At 72.3% G+C, this 21,365-nt stretch carries 22 protein-coding genes and 1 pseudogene; 8 read left to right on the forward strand and 15 right to left on the reverse strand.

The window, feature by feature from the left end:
- Nucleotides 1–325 precede the first annotated feature (325 nt).
- Nucleotides 326–1,345, reverse strand: a complete 1,020-nt coding sequence (gene glnII / locus SPRI_RS26275; RefSeq protein WP_053557382.1) for a glutamine synthetase — start codon at nucleotides 1,343–1,345, stop codon at nucleotides 326–328.
- A gap of 485 nt (nucleotides 1,346–1,830) precedes the next feature.
- On the opposite strand from glnII, the gene SPRI_RS26280 reads away from it, so the two are divergent.
- Nucleotides 1,831–2,751, forward strand: a complete 921-nt coding sequence (locus SPRI_RS26280; protein WP_037774862.1) for a Gfo/Idh/MocA family protein — start codon at nucleotides 1,831–1,833, stop codon at nucleotides 2,749–2,751.
- A 194-nt stretch (nucleotides 2,752–2,945) separates the two neighbouring features.
- Here the strand turns inward: SPRI_RS26280 and SPRI_RS26285 are convergent, their stop codons facing one another.
- A complete protein-coding gene (locus tag SPRI_RS26285; RefSeq protein WP_037774864.1) occupies nucleotides 2,946–3,641 on the reverse strand; it encodes an RlpA-like double-psi beta-barrel domain-containing protein in 696 nt (231 codons plus the stop codon).
- A 635-nt stretch (nucleotides 3,642–4,276) separates the two neighbouring features.
- Nucleotides 4,277–4,639, reverse strand: coding sequence for an arsenate reductase family protein (locus tag SPRI_RS26290; RefSeq protein WP_037774869.1), 363 nt, complete (start codon nucleotides 4,637–4,639; stop codon nucleotides 4,277–4,279).
- Between the two features lie 122 nt (nucleotides 4,640–4,761).
- On the opposite strand from SPRI_RS26290, the gene SPRI_RS26295 reads away from it, so the two are divergent.
- Entirely contained in the window at nucleotides 4,762–5,028 is a 267-nt protein-coding gene (locus SPRI_RS26295) for a hypothetical protein (RefSeq protein WP_037774871.1), read from the forward strand.
- A gap of 10 nt (nucleotides 5,029–5,038) precedes the next feature.
- Here SPRI_RS26295 and SPRI_RS26300 read toward each other — a convergent pair whose 3' ends face one another.
- From SPRI_RS26300 to SPRI_RS37435, 3 genes are read right to left on the reverse strand one after another with little or no spacing between them, the layout of a single operon-like run.
- Nucleotides 5,039–5,905 carry an MOSC domain-containing protein gene (locus tag SPRI_RS26300; protein WP_005318481.1) on the reverse strand — a complete coding sequence of 289 codons (867 nt, stop codon included), beginning with the start codon at nucleotides 5,903–5,905 and terminating at the stop codon, nucleotides 5,039–5,041.
- 41 nt (nucleotides 5,906–5,946) lie between these two features.
- The gene (locus SPRI_RS26305) at nucleotides 5,947–6,540 is read right to left on the reverse strand and encodes a GNAT family N-acetyltransferase (RefSeq protein ID WP_005318483.1); all 594 of its coding nucleotides are present in this window, start codon (nucleotides 6,538–6,540) and stop codon (nucleotides 5,947–5,949) included.
- Between the two features lie 47 nt (nucleotides 6,541–6,587).
- Nucleotides 6,588–6,725: a hypothetical protein gene (locus SPRI_RS37435; RefSeq protein WP_275288726.1), complete on the reverse strand. Its 138-nt coding sequence runs from the start codon at nucleotides 6,723–6,725 to the stop codon at nucleotides 6,588–6,590.
- Nucleotides 6,726–7,025: 300 nt separating this feature from the next.
- On the opposite strand from SPRI_RS37435, the gene SPRI_RS26310 reads away from it, so the two are divergent.
- The 3 genes from SPRI_RS26310 (at nucleotide 7,026) to SPRI_RS26320 (ending at nucleotide 9,540) form a co-directional block, all read left to right on the forward strand.
- Nucleotides 7,026–8,153, forward strand: a complete 1,128-nt coding sequence (locus SPRI_RS26310; RefSeq protein ID WP_005318486.1) for an ABC transporter permease — start codon at nucleotides 7,026–7,028, stop codon at nucleotides 8,151–8,153.
- Entirely contained in the window at nucleotides 8,150–8,866 is a 717-nt protein-coding gene (locus SPRI_RS26315; RefSeq protein WP_005318487.1) for an ABC transporter ATP-binding protein, read from the forward strand. Before SPRI_RS26310 ends, SPRI_RS26315 begins: the two co-directional genes overlap by 4 nt.
- A 62-nt stretch (nucleotides 8,867–8,928) precedes the next feature.
- On the forward strand, nucleotides 8,929–9,540 hold the full coding sequence (locus SPRI_RS26320; RefSeq protein ID WP_005318489.1) for a TetR/AcrR family transcriptional regulator: 612 nt from the start codon (nucleotides 8,929–8,931) through the stop codon (nucleotides 9,538–9,540).
- Between the two features lie 182 nt (nucleotides 9,541–9,722).
- On the opposite strand, the pseudogene SPRI_RS37440 reads toward SPRI_RS26320, so the two are convergent.
- Both SPRI_RS37440 and glnA read right to left on the reverse strand, forming a co-directional pair.
- Nucleotides 9,723–9,866, reverse strand: a pseudogene (locus SPRI_RS37440) (class I SAM-dependent methyltransferase); the annotation flags it as partial.
- 136 nt (nucleotides 9,867–10,002) lie between these two features.
- Entirely contained in the window at nucleotides 10,003–11,412 is a 1,410-nt protein-coding gene (glnA, locus tag SPRI_RS26330) for a type I glutamate--ammonia ligase (RefSeq protein ID WP_005318493.1), read from the reverse strand.
- A 207-nt stretch (nucleotides 11,413–11,619) separates the two neighbouring features.
- Here glnA and SPRI_RS26335 point away from each other — a divergent pair, with 207 nt between their 5' ends.
- Nucleotides 11,620–12,087 carry an RDD family protein gene (locus SPRI_RS26335; RefSeq protein ID WP_005318494.1) on the forward strand — a complete coding sequence of 156 codons (468 nt, stop codon included), beginning with the start codon at nucleotides 11,620–11,622 and terminating at the stop codon, nucleotides 12,085–12,087.
- 632 nt (nucleotides 12,088–12,719) lie between these two features.
- On the opposite strand, the gene SPRI_RS26340 is transcribed toward SPRI_RS26335, so the two are convergent.
- From SPRI_RS26340 to lipB, 4 genes are all read right to left on the reverse strand, one after another.
- A complete protein-coding gene (locus tag SPRI_RS26340) occupies nucleotides 12,720–13,427 on the reverse strand; it encodes a DUF4191 domain-containing protein (protein ID WP_005318496.1) in 708 nt (235 codons plus the stop codon).
- An 18-nt stretch (nucleotides 13,428–13,445) separates the two neighbouring features.
- On the reverse strand, nucleotides 13,446–13,655 hold the full coding sequence (locus tag SPRI_RS26345; protein WP_005318498.1) for an SCO2195 family GlnR-regulated protein: 210 nt from the start codon (nucleotides 13,653–13,655) through the stop codon (nucleotides 13,446–13,448).
- 236 nt (nucleotides 13,656–13,891) lie between these two features.
- Nucleotides 13,892–14,872: a lipoyl synthase gene (lipA, locus tag SPRI_RS26350; RefSeq protein WP_005318500.1), complete on the reverse strand. Its 981-nt coding sequence runs from the start codon at nucleotides 14,870–14,872 to the stop codon at nucleotides 13,892–13,894.
- A 157-nt stretch (nucleotides 14,873–15,029) separates the two neighbouring features.
- Entirely contained in the window at nucleotides 15,030–15,863 is an 834-nt protein-coding gene (gene lipB, locus SPRI_RS26355) for a lipoyl(octanoyl) transferase LipB (protein WP_053557791.1), read from the reverse strand.
- A gap of 295 nt (nucleotides 15,864–16,158) precedes the next feature.
- Between lipB and SPRI_RS26360 the strand changes: the two genes are divergently transcribed.
- Nucleotides 16,159–17,607, forward strand: a complete 1,449-nt coding sequence (locus SPRI_RS26360) for a hypothetical protein (RefSeq protein ID WP_053557383.1) — start codon at nucleotides 16,159–16,161, stop codon at nucleotides 17,605–17,607.
- Nucleotides 17,608–17,703: 96 nt separating this feature from the next.
- Here SPRI_RS26360 and SPRI_RS26365 read toward each other — a convergent pair whose 3' ends face one another.
- Together SPRI_RS26365 and SPRI_RS26370 are read right to left on the reverse strand one after the other, a co-directional pair.
- Nucleotides 17,704–19,068 carry an NAD(P)/FAD-dependent oxidoreductase gene (locus SPRI_RS26365; protein WP_053557384.1) on the reverse strand — a complete coding sequence of 455 codons (1,365 nt, stop codon included), beginning with the start codon at nucleotides 19,066–19,068 and terminating at the stop codon, nucleotides 17,704–17,706.
- Nucleotides 19,069–19,241: 173 nt separating this feature from the next.
- Entirely contained in the window at nucleotides 19,242–20,141 is a 900-nt protein-coding gene (locus SPRI_RS26370; RefSeq protein ID WP_005318509.1) for a TIGR01777 family oxidoreductase, read from the reverse strand.
- 44 nt (nucleotides 20,142–20,185) lie between these two features.
- Here SPRI_RS26370 and SPRI_RS26375 point away from each other — a divergent pair, with 44 nt between their 5' ends.
- Nucleotides 20,186–20,689, forward strand: a complete 504-nt coding sequence (locus tag SPRI_RS26375; protein ID WP_005318511.1) for a GNAT family N-acetyltransferase — start codon at nucleotides 20,186–20,188, stop codon at nucleotides 20,687–20,689.
- Nucleotides 20,690–20,717: 28 nt separating this feature from the next.
- Here the strand turns inward: SPRI_RS26375 and SPRI_RS26380 are convergent, their stop codons facing one another.
- Complete coding sequence (locus SPRI_RS26380; protein WP_037774876.1) at nucleotides 20,718–21,239, reverse strand: DUF4240 domain-containing protein; 522 nt, start codon at nucleotides 21,237–21,239, stop codon at nucleotides 20,718–20,720.
- Nucleotides 21,240–21,365 lie beyond the last annotated feature (126 nt).

A 21,365-nucleotide genomic window follows, 5' to 3' on the forward strand; every position in this document is an offset into this window, starting at 1 on the left:
CGGCCGGGAACCGGGATGACGGTTTCAGTGGGCCTGCGCGCTCACGCGCGGCAACACACCCGGTCGAAGTCGTGATGCTGCCGGGAGGGCCAGAACGGCTCGAGGTCGGTGCGACCTGTCGCGATGCTCCGGTGGATGCTGGCCATGACCCCATTCAAGCAGACGCGGGGCGTCCGCAGCAGGCCCCTCTCACACGTTGATACGCGTCCCCCGCACGGGCGTTGACCCGGGTCGCCCGTGACGCCCCCGGCGTCCGGCCCGCCCGGGCGCACGGAAAGGGGCCCCGCCGGAATCGGCGGGGCCCCTTTCACGGAGCTCTGTGCGCTCAGACCTGGCCGGCCTTCTCCAGCGCCGCGCAGCAGGTGTCCACCAGGAGGCGGGTCACCACGTACGGGTCGACGTTGGCGTTGGGGCGGCGGTCCTCGATGTAGCCCTTGCCGTCCTGCTCGACCTGCCACGGGATACGGACGGACGCGCCACGGTCGGAGACGCCGTAGCTGTACTCGTTCCACGGGGCGGTCTCGTGCAGACCGGTGAGACGGTCGTCGATGCCCGCGCCGTAGTTCTTGACGTGGTCGAGGGGCTTGGAGCCCTCACCCAGCGACTCGCAGGCGGTGATGATGGCGTCGTAGCCCTCGCGCATCGCCTTGGTCGAGAAGTTGGTGTGCGCGCCCGCGCCGTTCCAGTCGCCCTTCACCGGCTTGGGGTCCAGCGTCGCGGAGACCTTGAAGTCCTCAGCGGTGCGGTAGAGCAGCCAGCGGGCCACCCACAGCTGGTCCGCGACCTCGAGCGGCGCCAGCGGGCCGACCTGGAACTCCCACTGGCCCGGCATGACCTCGGCGTTGATGCCGGAGATGCCGAGACCCGCCTTGAGGCAGTTCTCCAGGTGCGCCTCCACGACGTCACGGCCGAAGATCTCGTCGGCGCCGACACCGCAGTAGTAGCCGCCCTGCGGGGCGGGGAAGCCGCCGGCCGGGAAGCCGAGCGGACGCTCGCCGTCGAAGAAGGTGTACTCCTGCTCGATGCCGAAGATCGGCTCCTGGGCGGCGAACCGCTCGTAGACCTCGGCGAGCGCGGCGCGGGTGTTGGACTCGTGCGGCGTCATGTCCGTGTTGAGGACCTCGCACAGCACCAGGACGTCGTCGCCGCCGCGGATCGGGTCCGGGCAGGAGAAGACGGGCTTGAGCACGCGGTCGGAGGCGTGACCCTTGGCCTGGTTGGTGCTGGACCCGTCGAAGCCCCAGACGGGCAGCTCAGCGCCATCGTTCAGGATCTTCGTCTTCGAGCGAAGCTTGGCGGTCGGCTCGGTGCCGTCGATCCAGATGTACTCAGCCTTGAAGGTCACGGGGCCTCATCCTTTGCGGGTGCAGCGGTATGCCGCGCAGCTTGGCAATCCGCGATTTCCCGGCCGTTGCCCGTTTGTGAACCCCACGTTACGCAGCGGGCGGGACGGCCGGAACCGGTCGGATCCACGTCCGTCCCACAGCGGCGCCGGCGCCCCCGGACCGTGGTCGCGCACACATACGACTGGACCTGTTTTCGCTGGTCACAAGGCCATTCGGCATGCCGGGGGTGCTCCTGGACGTGTCGCGGCAGACGCCGCCGGGACGGTGCTGGGAGACGTTTCGGGAAAGGTTCTGAGACACACGACACATCCCCGCCGGCCGTTGATCGTCCCCGCCGCCGCGAGCCGGGCCGTGAGCGGCGGCACCGGCGGCCCGGCGGCCGGGACGGCGCGGGCGGCGGCACGTCGTATACAGGGGTGCTCACGGGCCCGGGCACGCCGGACCGGGCGGACCGGCGGCTCCGTGAGCGTGCACACTGGTGCGCATGACGAAGCAGACGCAGCCGCTGCGTATCGGCCTCATCGGTGCCGGGCCGTGGGCGGGGATGACACAGGCACCGGCGCTGGCCGGGCACCCGGATGTCATGTTCAGCGGTGTGTGGGGGAGGCGGCCGGAGGCGGCCGCGGCGCTGGCCGACGCCCATGGCACGGCGGCCTTCACCGGCGACGAGGGCATCGAGGCACTGTTCGCGGTCAGCGACGCCGTCGCGTTCGCCGTGCCGCCGGACGTCCAGGCCCCGCTCGCCGCCAGGGCGGCCGCGGCGGGCCGCCACCTGCTGCTGGACAAGCCGGTCGCGACGAACGTGGCCGCGGCGCGCGCGGCGGCCCGTGCCGCGCAGGACGCCCAGGTGGCGTCCGTGGTCTTCTGCACGCTGCGGTTCGCCGCCGACACGGCGCCCTGGGTGGCCGAACAGGCCGCCGCGGACGGCTGGTTCACGGCGCACGCCCAGTGGCTCGGTTCGCTCTACTCGGACGACTCCGACAGCCCGTTCGCGGCCTCGCCCTGGCGGCGTGAGAAGGGCGGCCTGTGGGACGTCGGCCCGCACGCCCTCTCGGCGCTGCTCCCGGTGCTCGGCGACGTGACAACGCTGTCGGCGGGGCGTGGCCCGGCCGACACCGTGCACCTCGTGCTGCGGCACACCTCCGGGGCCTCCAGCACGGTGACCCTCGGACTGAGCGCGCCGGGCAAGGCGGCCGGCACGAGTCTCGTGCTGCTGGGCGAGCGGGGGAGGGCGGAGCTTCCCGAGGGCTGGGGCGATCCGGTCGACTCGTTCCGCAGGGCGGTGGACGCGCTGCTCGGGGCCGCGCGGACCGGTCAGGCGCACGACTGCGACATCCACTTCGGCGTACGGCTCACGGAGATCCTCGCGGAGGCGGAGGAACTGCTGGCAGGGACGGCGCCCTAGCCGGGAGAAGGCCGCAGCCGCAGGACCGGCGGGGGCGTTTCCGGGGCCTGCGGCTACGGCGGCTCACGGCCGCGCGGTACGGACGGTGCCGTCGCCGCCGCCGGGTGTGCGGCCCGGCGGCGACGGCTCCCCCTGGGACAGTGGAAGGGGAAGCCGCTACGGCGTACGTCCTCGGATCCGGCGCGACCTGAAGGTCAGCCGACGCGCTCGATGCGCGCGTTGCGGATCAGGAACTTGCCCGCCTCACGGACCTGCTCGAAAGCGGCGTTGTTCAGCAGCGCGCAGCTGCCGGAGACGGAAGTGACCTCGACGGTGGTGGACTTGTCGTTGTCCAGGTTGGTCACCTTGAGCTGCGTGCCGACGGGGAACTCGCTGCTGGAGGCGGCGGGCGCGCCGCCCTCGCCGGAGAGCGTCACGGTGGAGCCGGCGCAGACGACCTCGCCCGTGGCGCCGCCGCCGGCCTCCTCACCGGCCTGGTCGCCCTGGCCGGCGTCCTGGCCCTCACCGGCGCCCTGGTCCTCGCCCGAGCCCTGGTCCTCGCCGGCGCCCTCCTCCGCGGGCGGTGCCTCGGCCGGCGGCTGTTCGGCCGGGGGAGCCGCCGCCTGGCCGCCGCCGTCTCCGGCGTCGCACCCGGCGGCCTCCTGCTGGACCCTGATCTGCGCGATCACCGCCTCGCGGTTGGCGATCCGTGCCTCCGACTGGGCGTCGGGATTCGCTCGTTGCCCGGCGATGAAGTTCTCGTTGTTGCGGACCGCCTGGGCCAGCCCGTCGCAGGCGACGGACGCCTGACTTGTCCCGGTCATGACAATCGCAGTGCCGCCGGCCATGGCCGCGGCGCCGACGAGCAGGGCGAGCTTCTTCTTGCCGCTGAGGGTCTTCTTGCGTGACACGTAAGGGCTCCTGTCCCCGGCCGCGGGGGCGGCCGGATGGTTCCTTGTGCCCTTACGTACGAGTAGCCGCGGCGGGCTGCTCACCGGCTCCGCCCGGCTCTTCCTTAACTTTCCTTAAGGCGACGGCGGCACCGGACCCTCGAACCGGCCCCGCGCCTGCCGCGTCGATCGGGGCGTGCATCTCCCGTACGTACAACCCCGGGGTGGGCAGCGGCGCCCTCCCATGTGAGCGGACCCGCCTCCGGGTCGGGCAGCAGTGCGCGCACGCGCTCCAGGGGGCAGCCGCGGGTCCTGTGCCGTCACCGCGCGTACCCGGCCGACCGGGTCGCGGCCGAGCCGGCCGATCTGTGCCGGTGTCGCGTCGGGGTCGCGTCGGGGTCGCGGAGCACGAGGGCCCGGGCGTTCGGGTCGACCTCCCCGGGGAGACCGGGGCGGGCCGGCACGGCGAGCCGGACCCGCGGGGCGTCGTCGACGGCGACCGCGCCACGAGGCCGGATGGGAGCGTGGGGTTCAGCGCGAGCCTCGCGATGTGGGGCCGCTCGGAGACCATGCGCTCGGCCACCTCCCGGACGAGGGTGCCGCTCTCCGGCACCTCCCGATCCGGCCGTCGCCGCGCAGCCGTTGTGCCCCGTCGTTCAGCCGCGCCCCAGCGCGTCCCGTACCGCTTCCTCCGACCGTCCCACCACCGCGGATCCGTCGTCCGCCGTGATGATCGGGCGCTGGATGAGCTTCGGGTGCTCGGAGAGCGCCGCGACCCAGCGGTCACGGGAGGCTGCGTCCTTGGGCCAGCCGGCGATGCCCAGCTCCTTGGCGACGGCCTCGCCCGTGCGCGTGATGTCCCATGGCTCCAGGCCCAGGCGCTCGAGGACGGCGCGGATCTCGTCCTCGGTCGGCACGTCCTCGAGGTAACGGCGCACGGTGTACTCCGCGCCCTCCGCGTCGAGCAGATCCACGGCGCTGCGGCACTTGGAACAGGCGGGGTTGATCCAGATCTCCATGGTCTCCACGGTACCGCTCGAGAGCCCCTCAAACGCCGTCTGGCCAGGGGAAATTGTCAGTGCCCGCCGGTAGAATGAACAGTAGTTCGGGATGGTCCCGCCACCGCGCCAGGAGGTTGCCGATGGCCGTAGCCACACTCACGACGAAGCCCCTGACCCCGCCCCGCAAGAAGCCGCTCCCGGCCGGACAGCCGCGCGAGTGGTACGTGACCCACAACCGCCGGCTGAAGGCCATGCGCCTCGCGATCGCACTGCTCGACTCCGGTGTCTACCACCCGGCGACCGCCGACAACCGGCGGATACGGTCGACGGCGGAGCGCATCGGCGTCCACGTTCCGTCCGACACGACCTGCCGGATGGTCAGGGCCCTGATCCGCTACGGGCGCTGAGCCGGCCCGTTCACGGGGAGGCGGGGCGCCGGGGATCCGGCGCCCCGTTCCCGTACCGTTCCACGTGCACCGGGTCGCCGACCGTCAGCGTGCCCTGGCGCACCACGGCCGCCTTCGCGCCGAAGCTCACCTTGTTGTCGTAGGCGGGCTCCCGCCGGTACGTGGCGAGCGTGCGCACCGGTTCGGGGCCGTCCCGCAGTCCCGTGCGCTGGTCAACCAGCGGTACGGAGCAGCGCAACGCCCGCACGGAGTGGGCGAGTTGCACACCGCCGACCTCCAACCGCCGCATGAGGTCCTCGTCGTGGGGCTCGGCGCACCCGTCCAGCACGATGTTGGCGCGGAAGCGGTCCATCGGCACCGGCTTCCCGCCGGCGGCCTCGATCCGAGCGTTCAGCCCGTCCAGGGACGCCTGGGACACGACGAGCACGGCATGCGCGTCCGCGAAGGCGACCTTGCCCGGCGTCTCGCCCCATCCGTCCCGGTCGAACCCGCGGGGCACCCGCACCAGCCGCGACTTGGCGCCGAACACCTGGGAGAACCACTCGGCGGCGTCCTCGCCCTGGTCAGGGCACGGCCCGACGGGCTTGTCGAACAGGCTCACCGGCCTGGGCTCCCCCTCGGGGTCGACCTCCACGACCACGCTCTCGACACCGTGCGCGCTCAGCCGCATCCTCCGCCCGCCGTCGAGGAGCTCCGGCCGGACCGCGGCCATGGCGGGAGTCTTGCGCTGACTGCGGAAGGACCCGTCGACGGCGTCGACGACCATGAATGTCCGGTCGTGCTCCAGCCCCGTGGTGCCCACCCGGGCCGACTCCACGGCCGTTCCGGCACACCCCTTGACGGGGTAATACGTCAGCGACTGCACAGTGATCCCCATGCCACCCGATCGTAGCCGGGTGCGCCCCTGGGACCCGCCGGTCACAGCCGGGCCTCCAGCCGCTCCTTAGCGGGCGGCCATTCGTCGGCCAGCATCGAGAAGTACACGCTGTCGCGCCACGTCCCGTCCGGCCGGCGCCGGTGCCGCCTCAGCACACCCTCCCGCCGCGCCCCGAGACGCGCGATCGCCTCCTGGGAACGCCGGTTCATGTGGTCGGTCTTCAACTGGACCCGCCCCATGCGGAGTTCCTCGAAGGCATGGCCCAGCAGCAGCAGCTTCGCCTCGGTGTTCACAGCGGTCCGCCAGTACGCCCGTCCGTACCAGGTCCAGCCGATCTCCAGGCGCTCGTCCCGCACATCGACGTCCGAGAAGGTGGTCCAGCCTACGGCCCGCCCGGAAGCGAGGTGGATCACGGCGAACGGCACGTACGTGCCCTGCTCCGCCGCGGCCAGCAGCTCGCGGAGTACGTCACCGAGCTCCGCCTCGCTCTGCGGCGCCGGCCCGCCCTGCCAGCGCCAGACCTCTTCGTCCTTCCCGCCCGCGGCGAAGAGGTCCGGGAGGTGGTCCTCGGTGAGCGGTTCGAGGCGCACATGTCGGCCGGTGAGTGTGACGGGGGAGGGAGCCTTCGCGGTCATGCCCAGAATCTAGACCCGTCCTGCATTAGAGGCAACCATGTTATGTATTAGTACATACCGGATCTGCGGCCGGTCCGTGAGCCGCTGTCGCGGAAGACGAGCAGATACCGCCAGAAGAGCAGCCGCCGTACGCGCGCCCCGCGCAGCGGCACCGCCGCCTCACGCCTGATGTGGGCCGGCGCCATGTCCGGCTGCCGCACCGATTCCCGGCCCGGCTCCGACGTCCTGATCGACAGCTCGGTGACCGGACCTCGTGACTGATCCGGCCGGTCGGCGGACCCGGTGCAAACCCCAGGCGAAACCAGGCCGCACCCGCACAGGGGCGGTCCGGTGGGGAGAATCCGGCCGACGTGTGCGACACAACATGCAGACGGACGTGTCGGCAACATTGGATAGGATGCCGACGCTCACGTCGTCAAGTTTAGGTAAAAGGCGACGTGGCCAGTCTGTTGTGCCCTCATTTCCTTCCTCCCTCGGAGAGCTCCGTGTTCCTTGCCCTACGCGATCTGCGCTTCGCCCGCGGTCGCTTCGCCCTGATGGGCGCGGTGGTCGCGCTCATCGCCGTACTCGGTGTCCTCCTGTCCGGGCTTGCCTCCGGTCTGGCGGACGCCGGCATATCCGGGCTGCGCGCGCTGCCCGTGACCCACATGGCCTTCGACGAGAAGGCGACCAGCGATCAGTTCTCCCGCTCGACCGTGGAGCAGGAGGACTGGCAGACATGGTCCAAAGCCCCGGGAGTGGAGCGCGCGGAGCCGTTCGGGAACACCCTGGCCAATGCCCAGGTGACCCAGGGCGCCAAGAAGGGCGAGCAGGTCAACCTCGCCGTCTTCGGCATGGCACCGGACTCCCCCTTGGCACCCGGCCCCGGCAAGGGTGAGGGCCTGAAGGAGGGCAGTGCGGGCATCGTGATCACCAGGGAGATCGCCGACCTGGGCGTGGAGATCGGCGATGTGCTGACCGCGGACAAGAGCGAGGTGCGGCTGAAGGTCGTGGGACTGGTCGACGAGACCGTCTCCTACGGCCACATCGGCGTCGTCTACGCAGACCTCGACACGTGGCGGCATCTGCACTACGGCCTGCCCGGCGACCTGCCCGAGGCCGCGAGCCGGCAGGCCACCGCCCTCGCCCTGACCCTGAAGCCGGGCGCCGACGTCGCCGCGGTGGAAAAGGCGACCGGGACCGTCGCCGAGACCAAGGAGGCCACGTTCGACGCGTCCCCCGGCTACGAGGCCGAGTCGAGCACCATGGCCCTGATCAAGGGATTCCTGTACGTCATCTCCGCCCTGGTCGTCGGCGCGTTCTTCACCGTCTGGACCGTCCAGCGCAAGCCCGAGATCGCCCTGATGAAGGCACTGGGCGCCCCCACCGGGTACATCCTGCGCGACGCGCTCGCCCAGGTCGTCGCCGTGCTCGTCGGAGCCACGGCGCTCGGCACCGCCGTCGGCCTGGCCCTGGGCAGCGCGATGATCGGTAAGGCTCCCTTCTCCCTCTCCGCCCCGGCCATCGCCACCTCCTCCGGCCTCCTCATCGTCCTCGGGACCGTGGGCGCCGTCGTTGCCGTCCGCCGCATCACCGCCGTCGACCCCCTGACCGCTCTGGGAGCCACCCGATGAACACACCCGCCACCGACCACCAGGCCGCCGCCGACACCGACCGCTCCGGCGGGCTGCGCCTGGACGACGTCACCCTGACCCTCGGCGACGGCGATGCCGCCGTCACCGCCCTCGACCACGTCGTCCTGACCGTCGCCCCCGGTGAGTTCGTCGCCGTCGTCGGCCCCTCCGGGTCCGGCAAGTCCAGCCTCCTCGCCGTCGCCGGCGGCCTCCGGCGGCCCGCCTCGGGCACTGTGCACATCGCCGGCACCGAGCTGACCGCCCTTTCGGACAAGGAACGCACCGCCACCCGTCTTCGCCACATCGGCTTCGTCTTCCAGCAGTCGAACCTGCTGGCCTCCCTCACCGTCAGGGAGCAGCTCCTGCTGCCCCTGCACATCGACGGACGCCTTGACACCACTGCCCAGGCCTGCGCGGACGAACTCATCGAGGCCGTCGGACTGACCCACCGCGCCGGCTCCCGTCCGCACCAGCTGTCGGGCGGCGAGCGCCAGCGCGCGGGCCTGGCCCGCGCCCTGATGACCTCCCCCGCCGTCCTGCTGGTGGACGAACCCACCTCGGCACTGGACCGGGTGCGGTCCGCCGAGGCGGTGCGGCTGATTGCCGAGCAGACCCATGAGCGCGGAACGGCCACGGTCATGGTTACCCACGACACGGCGATAATGGACGCTGCCGACCGGGTGTACGAGATGGTCGACGGCCACCTGTCCTGACGGGGGCCGCCAACCGGCACCGCATTCCCGGCCCTGTCCACCCCTCCAGGAGCCCGCCCCGCATGCCGAAGATCAACGCCTCCACCGTCGCCGAGCACCGCGCCCAGCAACGCGAGGCACTGATCGGGGCGGCGATCGACATCCTGGTCAACGAGGGCGCCGCCGCCGTCACACCGGCGGCGGTCGGCGCCCGCGCGGGCCTGGCCCGCTCCAGCGTCTACCAGTACTTCGACTCCTCGGCAGCCCTCCTGGCCACCATCACGGAGGAAGCCTTCCGGCGCTCCAACGAGGCACTCAACCGAGCCCTGGACACCGCGAACGGCCCACTGGAACGCGTCGAGGCGTTCTTCAGGGAAAGCCTCCGTCTCGGCGCCGAAGGCGCACACCGGCCCGCCGTCGCCCTCATGAACGCCGGCCTTCCCCCGGCCTGCCAACAGCGGCTGATGGAACTCCACCTGGAGCAGGTCGAACCGTTCCGCGCCGCCGTCCGGGAGCTCGGCGCTCCTGAGCCCGCGCTCACGGCCGACCTGATCGCCGGAATGCTGCACACCGCCTTGGCCGCCGTCGAGAACGGCTCCCCCCTCGAAACGGTCACACAGCGCACCCTCGCACTCGTGCGCCGCTGCCTCACCCCGGCCGGCAGCACCGCCCGCGCACCGGAGGAAGGGGCCTGACGCCCTCGTACCGCCGAAGCCTCTCGGCCGACCGCGGCCCGGCACGCCTTGCCGGTGCCTGCTCGCTGCAGGCCGCGTTCTTATCGCACAGGGGCCGCAGGCCGACCGGGCAGGTCGGAAAGCTGGAAGGAGTACCGGCCGAGCATGTTGACGTGCTGCCGCACGAACGGGGAGAGGCGCGCGACGTCCTCCACCTCCAGTCCGATCCCGGCGAGCCTCCGCGCGAACCGCCCCGTCCCGCAGCCGACGTCCAGCGCCGCGCCGCCGCCGCGGGGCGCATGGTGCAACAGCAGGCGGTGGTAGTGATCGTTGTGATCGAAAGGCATGCGGCGACCCTGCCACCGGCGCGGGGCACCGGGCCGGGAACGACCGCCGGCCGCGCCTTCCCGTGAGGGAAGAGCGCGGCCGGCGGCCCCTGAAACCTGGGGCCCGTCCCACCGGGGCGACCGGTGGAGCCGATCTTTAGAGGTCGAAGTAGAGCTCGAACTCGTGGGGGTGCGGACGCAGCTGGATCGGAGCGATCTCGTTCGTGCGCTTGTAGTCGATCCACGTCTCGATCAGGTCGGACGTGAAGACTCCGCCGGCCAGCAGGTACTCGTTGTCCGCCTCGAGGGCGTCCAGCACCGCCGGGAGGGAGGTCGGGACCTGCGGGACGCCCGCGTGCTCCTCGGGGGCCAGCTCGTAGAGGTCCTTGTCGATCGGCTCGGCCGGCTCGATCTTGTTCTTGACGCCGTCGAGGCCCGCGAGCAGCAGCGCGGAGAACGCCAGGTACGGGTTGGACGACGGGTCCGGGGCGCGGAACTCGACGCGCTTGGCCTTCGGGTTCGAGCCCGTGATCGGGATACGCATCGCGGCGGAGCGGTTGCGCTGCGAGTAGACCAGGTTGACCGGGGCCTCGAAGCCGGGGACCAGGCGGTGGTAGGAGTTCACCGTCGGGTTGGTGAAGGCCAGCAGCGACGGGGCGTGCTTGAGGATGCCGCCGATGTAGTACCGGGCGGTGTCGGACAGGCCCGCGTAGCCCTGCTCGTCGTAGAACAGCGGGGCGCCGCCCTGCCACAGGGACTGGTGGACGTGCATGCCGGAGCCGTTGTCACCGAAGATCGGCTTGGGCATGAAGGTCGCGGTCTTGCCGTTGCGCCAGGCGACGTTCTTCACGATGTACTTGAAGAGCATCAGGTCGTCGGCCGCGGCGAGCAGCGTGTTGAACTTGTAGTTGATCTCGGCCTGGCCGGCGGTGCCGACCTCGTGGTGCTGGCGCTCGACCTGGAGGCCGTTCTTGTCCAGCTCCAGGGAGATCTCCGCGCGCAGGTCGGCGAAGTGGTCGACCGGCGGGGCCGGGAAGTAGCCGCCCTTGTAGCGGACCTTGTAACCGCGGTTGTTCTCGATGGCGCCGGTGTTCCAGGCGCCCGCCTCGGAGTCGATGTGGTAGAAGGACTCGTTCGCCGAGGTCTGGAAGCGCACGTTGTCGAACACGTAGAACTCGGCCTCGGGGCCGAAGTACGCGGTGTCGGCGATGCCGGTGGAGGCGAGGTAGGCCTCGGCCTTCTTGGCCACGTTCCGCGGGTCACGGCTGTACTGCTCGCCGGTGATCGGGTCGTGGATGAAGAAGTTGATGTTGACCGTCTTGTCGCGACGGAAGGGGTCGACACGGGCCGTCGACAGGTCGGCACGCAGCGCCATGTCGGACTCGTGGATCGCCTGGAAGCCGCGGATCGACGAGCCGTCGAAGGCGAGCTCCTCGGCCGGGTCGAACGCCGCTGCCGGGATCGTGAAGTGCTGCATCACGCCAGGCAGGTCGCAGAACCGGACATCGATGAACTTGACGTCCTCGTCCGCGATGAACTTCTTGACGTCATCGGCGTTCTGGAACATCCAACTCCTCCTACTCCCACCCGGGAGGGGCGGGGTTGCAGCTCGTCCGTGCGGCCAGTGCGGTGGCACACGCTGGTATCGACCGTAGGCGGACGGGATTTCTCCAGCATGACCCATTTGTTTCGACGAAGTTAACCGGACGAGGGTCACAGTGCGGGAACGGCCCCGGACGCAGGAGGGTGAAACCGGGCGCAGTACCGTGGACGGGTGGACAACAGGCAAGCAATCGGATCGTGGCTCTCGGGGCCCCGCGCGGCCGCGGAGGACATGGGTGTCGACTTCGGGTACCGGGGTCAGCGGCTGGGTTTGCCGGAGCACGGCCCGGGCTCCGTCGCCCCCCTCGGACGCCGCTTCGGCGCGCTCTTCATCGACTGGGGGCTGTGTTTCCTGATCGCATACGGCCTGTTCGCGGGCGGTGACCAGCAGGCAGCCGGAAACTGGGCCCTCGGCATCTTCCTCGCCCTCGGCGTCCTGACGGTGGGCACCGTCGGCTTCACGCCGGGTAAGCGCCTCCTCGGACTCCGGGTCGCCTCCGAGAACGGCGGACGCCTCTCCTTCGGGTGGGCCGTCGTCCGGACCGCCCTCCTCTGCCTCGCGATCCCGGCACTCGTCTGGGACCGCGACGGCCGCGGCCTCCACGACCGCCTGGCCCGCGCGGTCCAGGTCCGCATCTGACCCACCCGCCGCCGATCGCGGATGAGCCCTGCCCCCGGCCGGTCGAGTCACGACGCACGGCCCACGCAGTCCGCGGCGGGACGTGAGGCACCGGCCCCGCCGGGGACGGGCAACGGCCCGAGGCGAGGCACCGCCCCGGCCCGGAGGTGCCCGCGTGACACCGGCCCCAGGCGACGTCCGGACGTGCTGTTCGTCGGACGGCTCTCGGCGGGACGCACCGGCCCCCGCGGTCCATGGCGGGCGGCTCGGCGGGACGCACGGCCACCCCGGTCACGGCTGGCCGCGACGACCCGGCCCCGTCCGGTCACGCCGGACGTGAGACGCCGGCCACGGCCCCGACAGGCACCGGCCACGCCTCGGGCATCACGCACCCCGACCACCGGCGGACGGGTCCACGGCCTGGAGACGCCGCTACGCGTCGGCCACCCACGGACCACGTCCGGATCGCGGGTTCGCGCCACGGCCCGAAGACGCCGCTACGCGGGGCCACCCCGGCGCCCGGCGCGGGCAATGCAAGCGCGGTCCCGGCAGGACGTGGCCGGCACGGCAGGGACGCGGAATGTGAGGCGGGGCCCGGACGATGTCCGGGCCCCGCCTCACATTCCGCGTCCGCACAAGCGCGTGGACGCGCCTCAGCGCATCTTTCCGCCGCGCGGCATCCGCATGCCCTTGGGCATCGGGCCCTTCGGCAGCGGCATGTTGCTCATCAGGTCGCCCATCGCCCGCAGCCGGTCGTTGGCCGCCGTCACCTGCGGGCCGGTGAGCACCCGCGGCAGCTTCAGCATCGTGGTGCGCACCTTCTTCAGCGGCACCTGGCCCTCGCCGTTGCCGACGAGGATGTCGTGCACGGGGACGTCCACGACGATGCGGTTCATCTTCTTCTTCTCGGCCGCGAGCAGTGCCTTCAGCCGGTTCGGGTTGCCCTCGGCCACCAGCACGATGCCGGCCTTGCCGACGGCGCGGTGCACCACGTCCTGGTTGCGGTTCATCGCCACGGCCGGGGTGGTGGTCCAGCCGCGTCCCACGTTCTGCAGGACCGCGGCCGCCGCTCCCGGCTGGCCCTCCATCTGTCCGAAGGCCGCCCGCTCGGCACGCCGCCCGAAGATGATCGCCATCGCCAGGAAAGCCAGCACGAAGCCGAGGATCCCCAGATAGACCGGGTGACCGATCAGGAAGCCGATCCCGAGGAAGACACCGAAGGTGACGATGCCCACACCCGCGACGACAAGACCGACCATCGGGTCGGCCTTCCGGGTCATCTTGTACGTCAGGGCGATCTGCTTCAGTCGCCCCGGGTTCGCAGCAGCGTCAGCGCTGTCTGAATTTGCCTTCCTCGCCATACCCGAAGTTTACGTGGCCTATGACGTGCGGGTCGCCACGGCCTCCAGTACGTGCTGAGCCTCCACCCGGTCCTTGGCGCGGCGGCGGTCCTCGAGGACGGCGGTCCAGGCGTTGCGGCGGGCGGTGCGCTGGCCGGCGCCGAGGATGAGGGACTCCATGGCGCGCAGAGCGCCGGTGACGGACGGGATCGGGTTGGCACTGACGTGGCGTGCCGGCACGGCCTGCATGGTGGCGATTCCCCCTCGGGGTGAACGGCGGTGAGTGGGAGCTGTGCGTGAGTCGAGCGTCACTGACTGGTGTTACCAGGGCATGACCGGCCGGTCAAACGCTGATGAAGGGCCGATTCGCGGGTCGTGGAGATCCTGAGTCGAGGACGCGGCCCGTACCCCACCCCCGACCTGCGGGGAGGGTACGGACCGCGTCCGATCGGCCATTACCGGCCGGTAGTTGCTTGTGCCTGAATTCACACGGCCTGGGCGGCGCCGGAGCCGGCGTCGACGGCGGCACCACGGGCCTCCATCGCCTGCTGGAACAGGCGGCCGGCCCGGTACGAGGAACGGACCAGCGGACCCGACATCACACCGGAGAAGCCGATCTCGTCGGCCTCCTCCTTGAGCTCCACGAACTCGTGCGGCTTCACCCAGCGCTCCACCGGGTGGTGGCGCACCGACGGGCGCAGGTACTGGGTGATCGTGATCAGCTCGCAGCCCGCGTCGTGCAGGTGCTGGAGCGCCTCGCTGACCTCTTCGCGGGTCTCGCCCATGCCGAGGATCAGGTTCGACTTGGTCACCAGGCCCGCTTCACGGGCGCGCGTGATGACCTCGAGCGAGCGCTCGTAGCGGAAGCCGGGGCGGATCCGCTTGAAGATGCGCGGCACGGTCTCGACGTTGTGCGCGAGCACCTCGGGACGCGAGGAGAAGACCTCGGCCAGCTGCTCGGGCACCGCGTTGAAGTCGGGGATCAGCAGCTCGACCTTGGTGTGGCCGCCTTCGCGGTCCGCGGTCAGCGCGTGGATCTGGCGGACGGTCTCCGCGTACAGCCAGGCGCCGCCGTCCTCGAGGTCGTCGCGGGCGACGCCGGTGATGGTGGCGTAGTTCAGGTCCATCGTGACGACGGACTCGCCGACGCGGCGGGGCTCGTCACGGTCAAGGGCCTGCGGCTTGCCGGTGTCGATCTGGCAGAAGTCGCAGCGTCGGGTGCACTGGTCACCGCCGATGAGGAAGGTCGCCTCGCGGTCCTCCCAGCACTCGAAGATGTTGGGACAGCCCGCCTCCTGGCAGACCGTGTGCAGTCCCTCGCTCTTGACCAGTTTCTGCAGCTGGTTGTACTCGGGGCCCATCTTCGCCCGGGTCTTGATCCACTCGGGCTTGCGCTCGATGGGGGTCTGGCTGTTGCGGACCTCCAGGCGCAGCATCTTGCGTCCGTCGGGTGCGACTGCGGACACGACCGGCTCCCTACAGCTTCGATTCTTCGGCGAACACCAGGGTACGCCCGTTAAAAGTGCGGCCTTACGTTCGGCCAACCTGTGGCCACAGGACCGCATTCCCGCCAGCGTTCCCGGCCGGGGTCCCCGGCCCCTCCCGGCGGGGGCGGTCCCGGACTCAGACGGGCGTCCTCTCCGCCTCCGGCACCGCCACCGGCGCGGTGTCGCGCACGATCTCCCGGGGCCGCGGCTCCGCGTTCTCCAGCACCTCCCGCAGGTGCCGCTCGAGCACGGGCAGCACCTCCGCGATGGTGATGTCCCGGCCCAGCTCGTTCGCGAGCGAGGCCACTCCCGCGTCCCGGATGCCGCACGGCACGATCTTGTCGAACCAGGTGTTGTCCGGGTTCACGTTCAGGGCGAAGCCGTGCATCGAGACGCCCTTGGCGATGCGGATGCCGATCGCCGCGAGCTTGCGGTCCTCGCGGCGCTGACCGGCGTTGGAGGGGGCGTACTCGGGGCCGTTGAGCCGCGGGTCGAACTCGTCGTCCGTCAGGCGCGGGTCGAAGTCCAGCGAGAGGCCGCCGACCGACGGGCGCTGCTCCACCGGGTCGCCGAGCACCCAGACGCCGCTGCGGCCCTCGACCCGGCTGGTCTCCACGCCGAACTCGGCGCAGGTGCGGATCAGCGCGTCCTCGAGACGGCGTACGTGCGCGATGACGTCCACGGGGCGCGGCAGCTTCAGGATCGGGTAGCCCACCAGCTGGCCGGGGCCGTGCCAGGTGATCTTCCCGCCGCGGTCCACGTCGACGACGGGCGTCCCGTCCAGGGGCCGCTCACTGTCCTCGGTGCGCCGCCCCGCCGTGTAGACGGGCGGGTGCTCCAGCAACAGGCATGTGTCGGGGACCTCGTCGGCGAAGCGGGCGGCGTGGACGTCGCGCTGCTTCTGCCATGCCTCCTGGTACTCGACGGCTTCGTCGCCGAACCCCAGTCGGACGAACCGCAGGTCACTCACGGCTGTGCCTCCCTCGAACCTCTGCCCGGGGATGACCGGGCCCCAGCCACTGTACGGCGGGCCGGAACCGATCGGCCGCGCAGGGGCGACCGTCAGCACCGCGGTCCAGTGCCGCCGTCAATCCTCACACGATCGGATGAATCTGGGGCGAAGGTGGCGGAACAGCTGTGGATGGCCGCTAAATTCGCGCCGTTCCTCCCCCAGGGCTTCTCCCCCAGAGCTACGCCTGGGGGCGCCCCCAGGAGGTACCCCCATGGGCTGCTCCCGGCCCGGAAGGCAGGAGACGCCACAACCGATGACGGAACGGACCACCCCGCGCACCCCCAACCGGCAGCTCGCCGCGCTCATCGCGGAGGCCGGGTTCTCCCACGCCGGCCTCGCCCGCCGGGTGGATCAGCTGGGCCTCGAGCACGGCCTCGACCTTCGCTACGACAAGACCTCCGTGACCCGCTGGCTGCGGGGGCAGCAACCGCGCGGAACGACGCCCGCGCTGATCGCGGAGGTGTTCACCCGCAGACTCGGGCGCCGGCTGTCCGCCCAGGACCTCGGGCTGGACGCCTGCGCCCCCGTCTACGCGGGGCTGGAGTTCGCCGCCACCCCGGAGGAGGCCGTGGACATCGTCAGCGGTCTGTGGCGCAAGGACTCCGGCAGCCACGCGGAACTCCGCAAGATCGCCTTCACACCGGCAGGACTGGTCGTGCCGAGCCGGGACTGGCTGATCGGCGGCGCCGACGAGCGGGTCGGCCGGGGGGAGGCGCACCCCGGTTCCGGCCGGGTCCCCCAGCAGGGCCCCAGGGTGGCCGTGCCGCGGCAGCGCGGCGCCACCGACCGGGGACCGGGGCAGAAGGTCTCCGGCGGTGACATCGCGGCGCTGCGCGCCGTCGGCGACCTGTTCCGCGCCCTCGACCACGCCTACGGGGGCGGGCACGCCCGGCAGGCCCTGGTGCGCTATCTGGAGCACGAGGCCGAGCCGATGCTGCGCGGTACGTACGGCGAGACGACCGGCAGGCGCCTGTTCGCCGCGGCGGCCGACCTCACCAGGCTGGCCGGCTGGACCTCGTACGACATCGCGGCCCACGGGCTCGCCCAGCGGTACTTCGTCCAGGCGCTGCGGCTCTCCCAGGCGGCGGGGGACCGGGCGTACGGGTCGTACGTGCTGGTCACCATGAGCCGGCAGGCCGTCTACCTCGGGCACGGCCGGGAGGCCGTGCAGCTGACCCGGGTCGCCCAGCAGGGGGTGGGGCCCTCCGCCCCGCCGCCGGTCCAGGCGCTGCTCCAGTGCGCGGAGGCGCGCGGGCACGCGGTGCTCGGCGACGCGCGGGCGTGCACCGCCGCGCTGGTTCGGGCCGAACGCGCGCTGGAGGCGACACGGCCCGGCGACGACGTGCCGCACTGGGCGCGCACCTTCGACGAGGCACAGCTGGCGGACGAGTTCAGCCACTGCCACCGCGATCTGCGGCAGTACCGCAGCGCCGTGCAGCACGCGGAACGCTCGCTCCAGCTGCGGGCCCCCGCCTTCGCGCGCAGCCGGCTCTTCTGCCGGGTCGTCCTGGCCTCGGCCCGGCTCGGTCTGGGCGAGCTGGACCAGGCGTGCGCACTGGGCGCGGAGGCCGCTCTCCAGGCGTCAGAGATGCGGTCGGTGCGGGCCACCGAGTACGTCCGCGAGTTCGAGCGCCGGCTGGAGCCGTACCGCGACGCGGCACCGGTCCGGACCTACCGCGACCGGGTGGCCGCCCTGGGCTGACCTCGGCCGGCCGGCGGGCGGGGTGGCGGCCCCGCCCGGCCGGACCCTCACCCCGGCCCTGTCGCCGAACCCGGGCGGCCCGCGCGCCGCGGGGCCTCAGGCGGCCGCGGTCAGCGTCGCCGCCGCGCACCCCGGCCGGATCCCGAAGTCGCTCAGCACGGCGTCCGCCGCCCTCCGCCCGGAGAACAGGGCGCCCTGCACCGTGCCCGTGTCGCGGTGGTCGCCGCAGACGTAGAGCCCCGACAGCACCCGCACCGGGCGGCGCAGGTCGTGCGGCGCGGGCATCGCGGGCACCGCCTCCGGGTCGTGGTGGACGGCGAGCAGCTCCCAGTCGTCCGTCGCCCTGCCGTACAGATTCGCCAACTGCCGGCGCACCCGGCGGTCAAGGTTGTCCGGCGGTCCGCAGAGCAGCGTCGAGGAGATCAGCACCCGGCCGTCGGAGGCGCGCGAGGGATCGACCTCGCTCATCACCGCCGTGTGCGACACGGGCCCGCCGCGGTCCGCGGCCAGCACCAGCGACGGCTCCCCGAGCGGGGACTCGGGCGCTGTGTGGTGCACCACCGTCACCGGACGGAACGACGGCACCCGGAGCCCCGGCAGCAGTCCGGCCGCCGCCCGGGCACCCGTCGCCAGCAGCACCGAACGGCAGCGGATCTCGCCGAGCTCCTCCGTGGTCACGGACGTCGTCGCGACGTCCGTCACCCGCACGCCGGTCCGTACGGCCCCGGCCGGCAGGCCCGCCGCCATCAGCTCCGGCAGGGTCGCCGCGCCGCCCGCCGGCACGCAAAGACGGCCGCGGGCGTACCCGCGCAGCACGAGGTCGGCGCAACGGCTGGAGGTGCCGGTCAGCTCCGGGTCGCCCAGCAGCGCCGACAGCAGCGGACGCAGGAAGCCGTCCACCGTGCGTGCGGGCAGACCGCGCCCGTACAGCGCCTCCGCGGCGGCCCGTTCGGGACGGGCGAGGAGGCGGTCGACGGGTGTCGCGGCGAGCCTCGCCAGGGCCGCGCCCAGCCGTGCCTGGTCGAGCTGGCGGGGCCGAGGGGCGCTCGCGAGGGCGCGCGCGACGGAGAATGCGACCCCCGCGCCCTGGGCCGGATGGGCCGATCCCCGTCCCACGGCCCGCCGGGCATGGGAGGACCACCGCCCGGCGATCCCCACCTCCCCGGTCCGCTGCAGCCGGCCCCCGCTCGGGACCAGCACGCCGGGCGAGAACATCCGCAGGTCGGCATCGCGGAGCACCGCCGTGCGGCGCAGCTCCGGATACGCGGTACTGAGCAACTGGCCTGTCCGGTCGAGCCGGAAGCCGTCGAGCTGCGTGGTGGCCATCCTGCCGCCCACCACCGGGGCGGCCTCCAGGACGCTGACCGTGACACCCGCACTGGTCAGTCGGTGGGCCGCCGACAGTCCGGCGACCCCGGCCCCGACGATGACGACATCCGCATCATGAGCGGTGCTGAGCACGTGCCCCTCCCCGAGGTCGGCGCGGCTGGTGGGGAGCTCATGCCCCCAACAGGACCGAGGAATACCCGAGTTCGGTTCGAGACTAAAGAGGTAGGGGGCACGCTGAGGTAGCGCACATCGCGGAGCACCGGAGCGCGGGGGCGCACACCGCGCTCCCCCCACCCGGAACCGGTTCAGCGCAGCGCCGCCCGGATCGCGTCGTCGATACGGGGGAAGGCGAACGCGAAGCCCGAGCCCAGCAGGACGCCCGGCAGCACCCGCCCGCTGCTCAGGACGTCCTCCGCGAGCCCGCCCAGCGCCACCCGCAGGGCAGGCGCCGGCACCGCGAACGGGGTCGGGCGGCGCAGCACCCTGCCCATCGCCGCGGTCGCCTCCAGGTTGGTCACCGGCTCGGGGGCCGTCAGGTTCACCGGCCCGGACAGCGACCCGGTGTCGATGATGTGCCGCAGCGCCGCCACGGTGTCGTGCAGCGAGATGAAGCTCCAGTACTGCCGGCCGCTGCCCAGCCGGCCGCCGAGCCCCGCCTTGAACAGGGGGAACATCCGCCCCCAGGCGCCCCCGTGCCGCGCCACCACAAGTCCCGTACGGGCCATGGCCGTTCGCACGCCCGCCTCCTGCGCCGGGGCCGTGGCCTCCTCCCACTCCACGCACACCTCGGGCAGGAACCCGTCCCCGGGCGGCGCGCCCTCGTCGACGGCCCGGCCGTCGGTGTCGCCGTAGTAGCCGACCGCGCTGCCGCTCACCAGCACCCGCGGCGGCACGTCCAGGGAGGCGACGGCCTCCGCGATCGCCGCCGTGCCGAGGACGCGGCTGTCGCGGATCTCCTTGCGGTACGCGTCCGTCCAGCGCCGGTCGCCCACCCCGGCCCCGGCGAGGTGCACCACGGCCTCGCAGCCCACCAGGCCGGCCACGTCGACGTACTGCCGTGCCAGGTCCCAGTGGACCTCGTCCCCGGCCTTCGCCGGGCGCCGCACCAGGCGCACCACCTCGTGCCCGTCCGCGCGCAAGGACTTCACCAGCGCCGCGCCGATGAGTCCGGAGGCGCCGGTGACGGCGATTCGGGATCTCTCCATGGACCCCATCCTGCCCCGGCGGTCCGCCGTGGCACAGTGGCCCCATGCCCGAGTCGCACATACGCCCCGCACGACGTGACGACGACGCGGAGCTGGGGGAGCTGGACCGCGCCGCCTGGTCTCCGGTGCATGCCGTGACACCCCGCCCCGAGCCGCCGTACGACGCGTTCTTCGACGCGAACCACCGCCCGGAACACTTCCTCGTCGCCGAGGACGCCCACGGGGCGATCCTGGGGTACATCCGGCTGGTCCCGCCGACCCCGCTGGCCTGCAACCGGCACGTCCGCCAGATCCAGGGCCTCGCCGTGGCCGAGCGGGCCCGCGGCCGCGGGGTCGGCCGGGCACTCCTGCGGGCGGCGTGCGAGGAGGCCCGCCGGCAGGGAGCCGTCCGCATCACCCTGCGGGTGCTCTCCCACAACGCGCCGGCGCGGGCGCTGTACGAGGCGGAGGGCTTCGTGGTGGAGGGCGTCCTGCCGGGCGAGTTCCACCTCGACGGCCGCTACGTGGACGACGTGCTGATGGGCCGTTCCCTCACGGGCGCCGCGTAGGCGCTTGTGCCGAGGGGCCGACGGCCCGTCAGCCGCCGCCGAACCGCTCCCACAGCCGCGGGAAGCGCCCGGCGAGCACCGCGTCGTCGTCGAGGTCGAAGGGCGTGCCGGCCGGCTCCGCCGACTGCACGGGGATGCCCAGGTCGGGCGCGTCGGCGCCGGTCAGCTGCTCGTACGCCTCGTCGGCGGCGTAGCCCAGTTCCTCGCCGTCGCCGTCGATGTCCTCGTCGAAGTCGTCCAGCAGATCGGCCAGGGCGTCCGGCTCGTGCACCGCGCTCTCGAAGACCTCCCGCCCCTGCCCGATCAGCCAGCAGCGGAAGTAGTCGAAGGCGTCGTCGCTCGCCCCTCCGAGCAGGACGGCCGCCGCGCCCCACAGGTCCCATTGGTAGGCGCGGTTGTAGCGGGCCTCGAAGTGCCGTGCGAAGTCCAGCACGGAGTCGGGGTCGAGCTGCAGCAGCCGTTCGACGAGCAGCTCCGCGTGTTCCTCGGGGTCGCCCTCGGCGGCCTCGCGGGTGCTGTCGATGATCTCCCAGAACTCCGTCTCGTCCATCACGGGTCCAGCATCGTGGTTGGCGGGGGCCGTCGCACGCGGAGCATGCCGAAACGCCGCTGTTTCGCAATACGGGGCTCCGGTCGGCCCAAGCCCGACAGAAGGTGTCCGGTTTACGTGCGACGG

Origin of the sequence: Streptomyces pristinaespiralis, from assembly GCF_001278075.1 — a bacterium.
GTDB classification, from domain to species: domain Bacteria; phylum Actinomycetota; class Actinomycetes; order Streptomycetales; family Streptomycetaceae; genus Streptomyces; species Streptomyces pristinaespiralis.

Bases quoted from the DNA above. Each gene is read 5' to 3' on its own strand.
- SPRI_RS26340 (WP_005318496.1), bottom strand. From the start codon at position 13,427: ATGGCGAGGAAGGCAAATTCAGACAGCGCTGACGCTGCTGCGAACCCG.
- SPRI_RS26360 (WP_053557383.1), top strand. From the start codon at position 16,159: ATGACGGAACGGACCACCCCGCGCACCCCCAACCGGCAGCTCGCCGCG.
- SPRI_RS26300 (WP_005318481.1), bottom strand. From the start codon at position 5,905: ATGGGGATCACTGTGCAGTCGCTGACGTATTACCCCGTCAAGGGGTGT.
- SPRI_RS26305 (WP_005318483.1), bottom strand. From the start codon at position 6,540: ATGACCGCGAAGGCTCCCTCCCCCGTCACACTCACCGGCCGACATGTG.
- SPRI_RS26315 (WP_005318487.1), top strand. From the start codon at position 8,150: ATGAACACACCCGCCACCGACCACCAGGCCGCCGCCGACACCGACCGC.
- SPRI_RS26280 (WP_037774862.1), top strand. From the start codon at position 1,831: ATGACGAAGCAGACGCAGCCGCTGCGTATCGGCCTCATCGGTGCCGGG.
- glnA (WP_005318493.1), bottom strand. From the start codon at position 11,412: ATGTTCCAGAACGCCGATGACGTCAAGAAGTTCATCGCGGACGAGGAC.
- SPRI_RS26345 (WP_005318498.1), bottom strand. From the start codon at position 13,655: ATGCAGGCCGTGCCGGCACGCCACGTCAGTGCCAACCCGATCCCGTCC.
- SPRI_RS26375 (WP_005318511.1), top strand. From the start codon at position 20,186: ATGCCCGAGTCGCACATACGCCCCGCACGACGTGACGACGACGCGGAG.
- SPRI_RS26370 (WP_005318509.1), bottom strand. From the start codon at position 20,141: ATGGAGAGATCCCGAATCGCCGTCACCGGCGCCTCCGGACTCATCGGC.
- SPRI_RS26290 (WP_037774869.1), bottom strand. From the start codon at position 4,639: ATGGAGATCTGGATCAACCCCGCCTGTTCCAAGTGCCGCAGCGCCGTG.
- SPRI_RS26380 (WP_037774876.1), bottom strand. From the start codon at position 21,239: ATGGACGAGACGGAGTTCTGGGAGATCATCGACAGCACCCGCGAGGCC.
- SPRI_RS26295 (WP_037774871.1), top strand. From the start codon at position 4,762: ATGGCCGTAGCCACACTCACGACGAAGCCCCTGACCCCGCCCCGCAAG.
- SPRI_RS37435 (WP_275288726.1), bottom strand. From the start codon at position 6,725: ATGGCGCCGGCCCACATCAGGCGTGAGGCGGCGGTGCCGCTGCGCGGG.
- SPRI_RS26320 (WP_005318489.1), top strand. From the start codon at position 8,929: ATGCCGAAGATCAACGCCTCCACCGTCGCCGAGCACCGCGCCCAGCAA.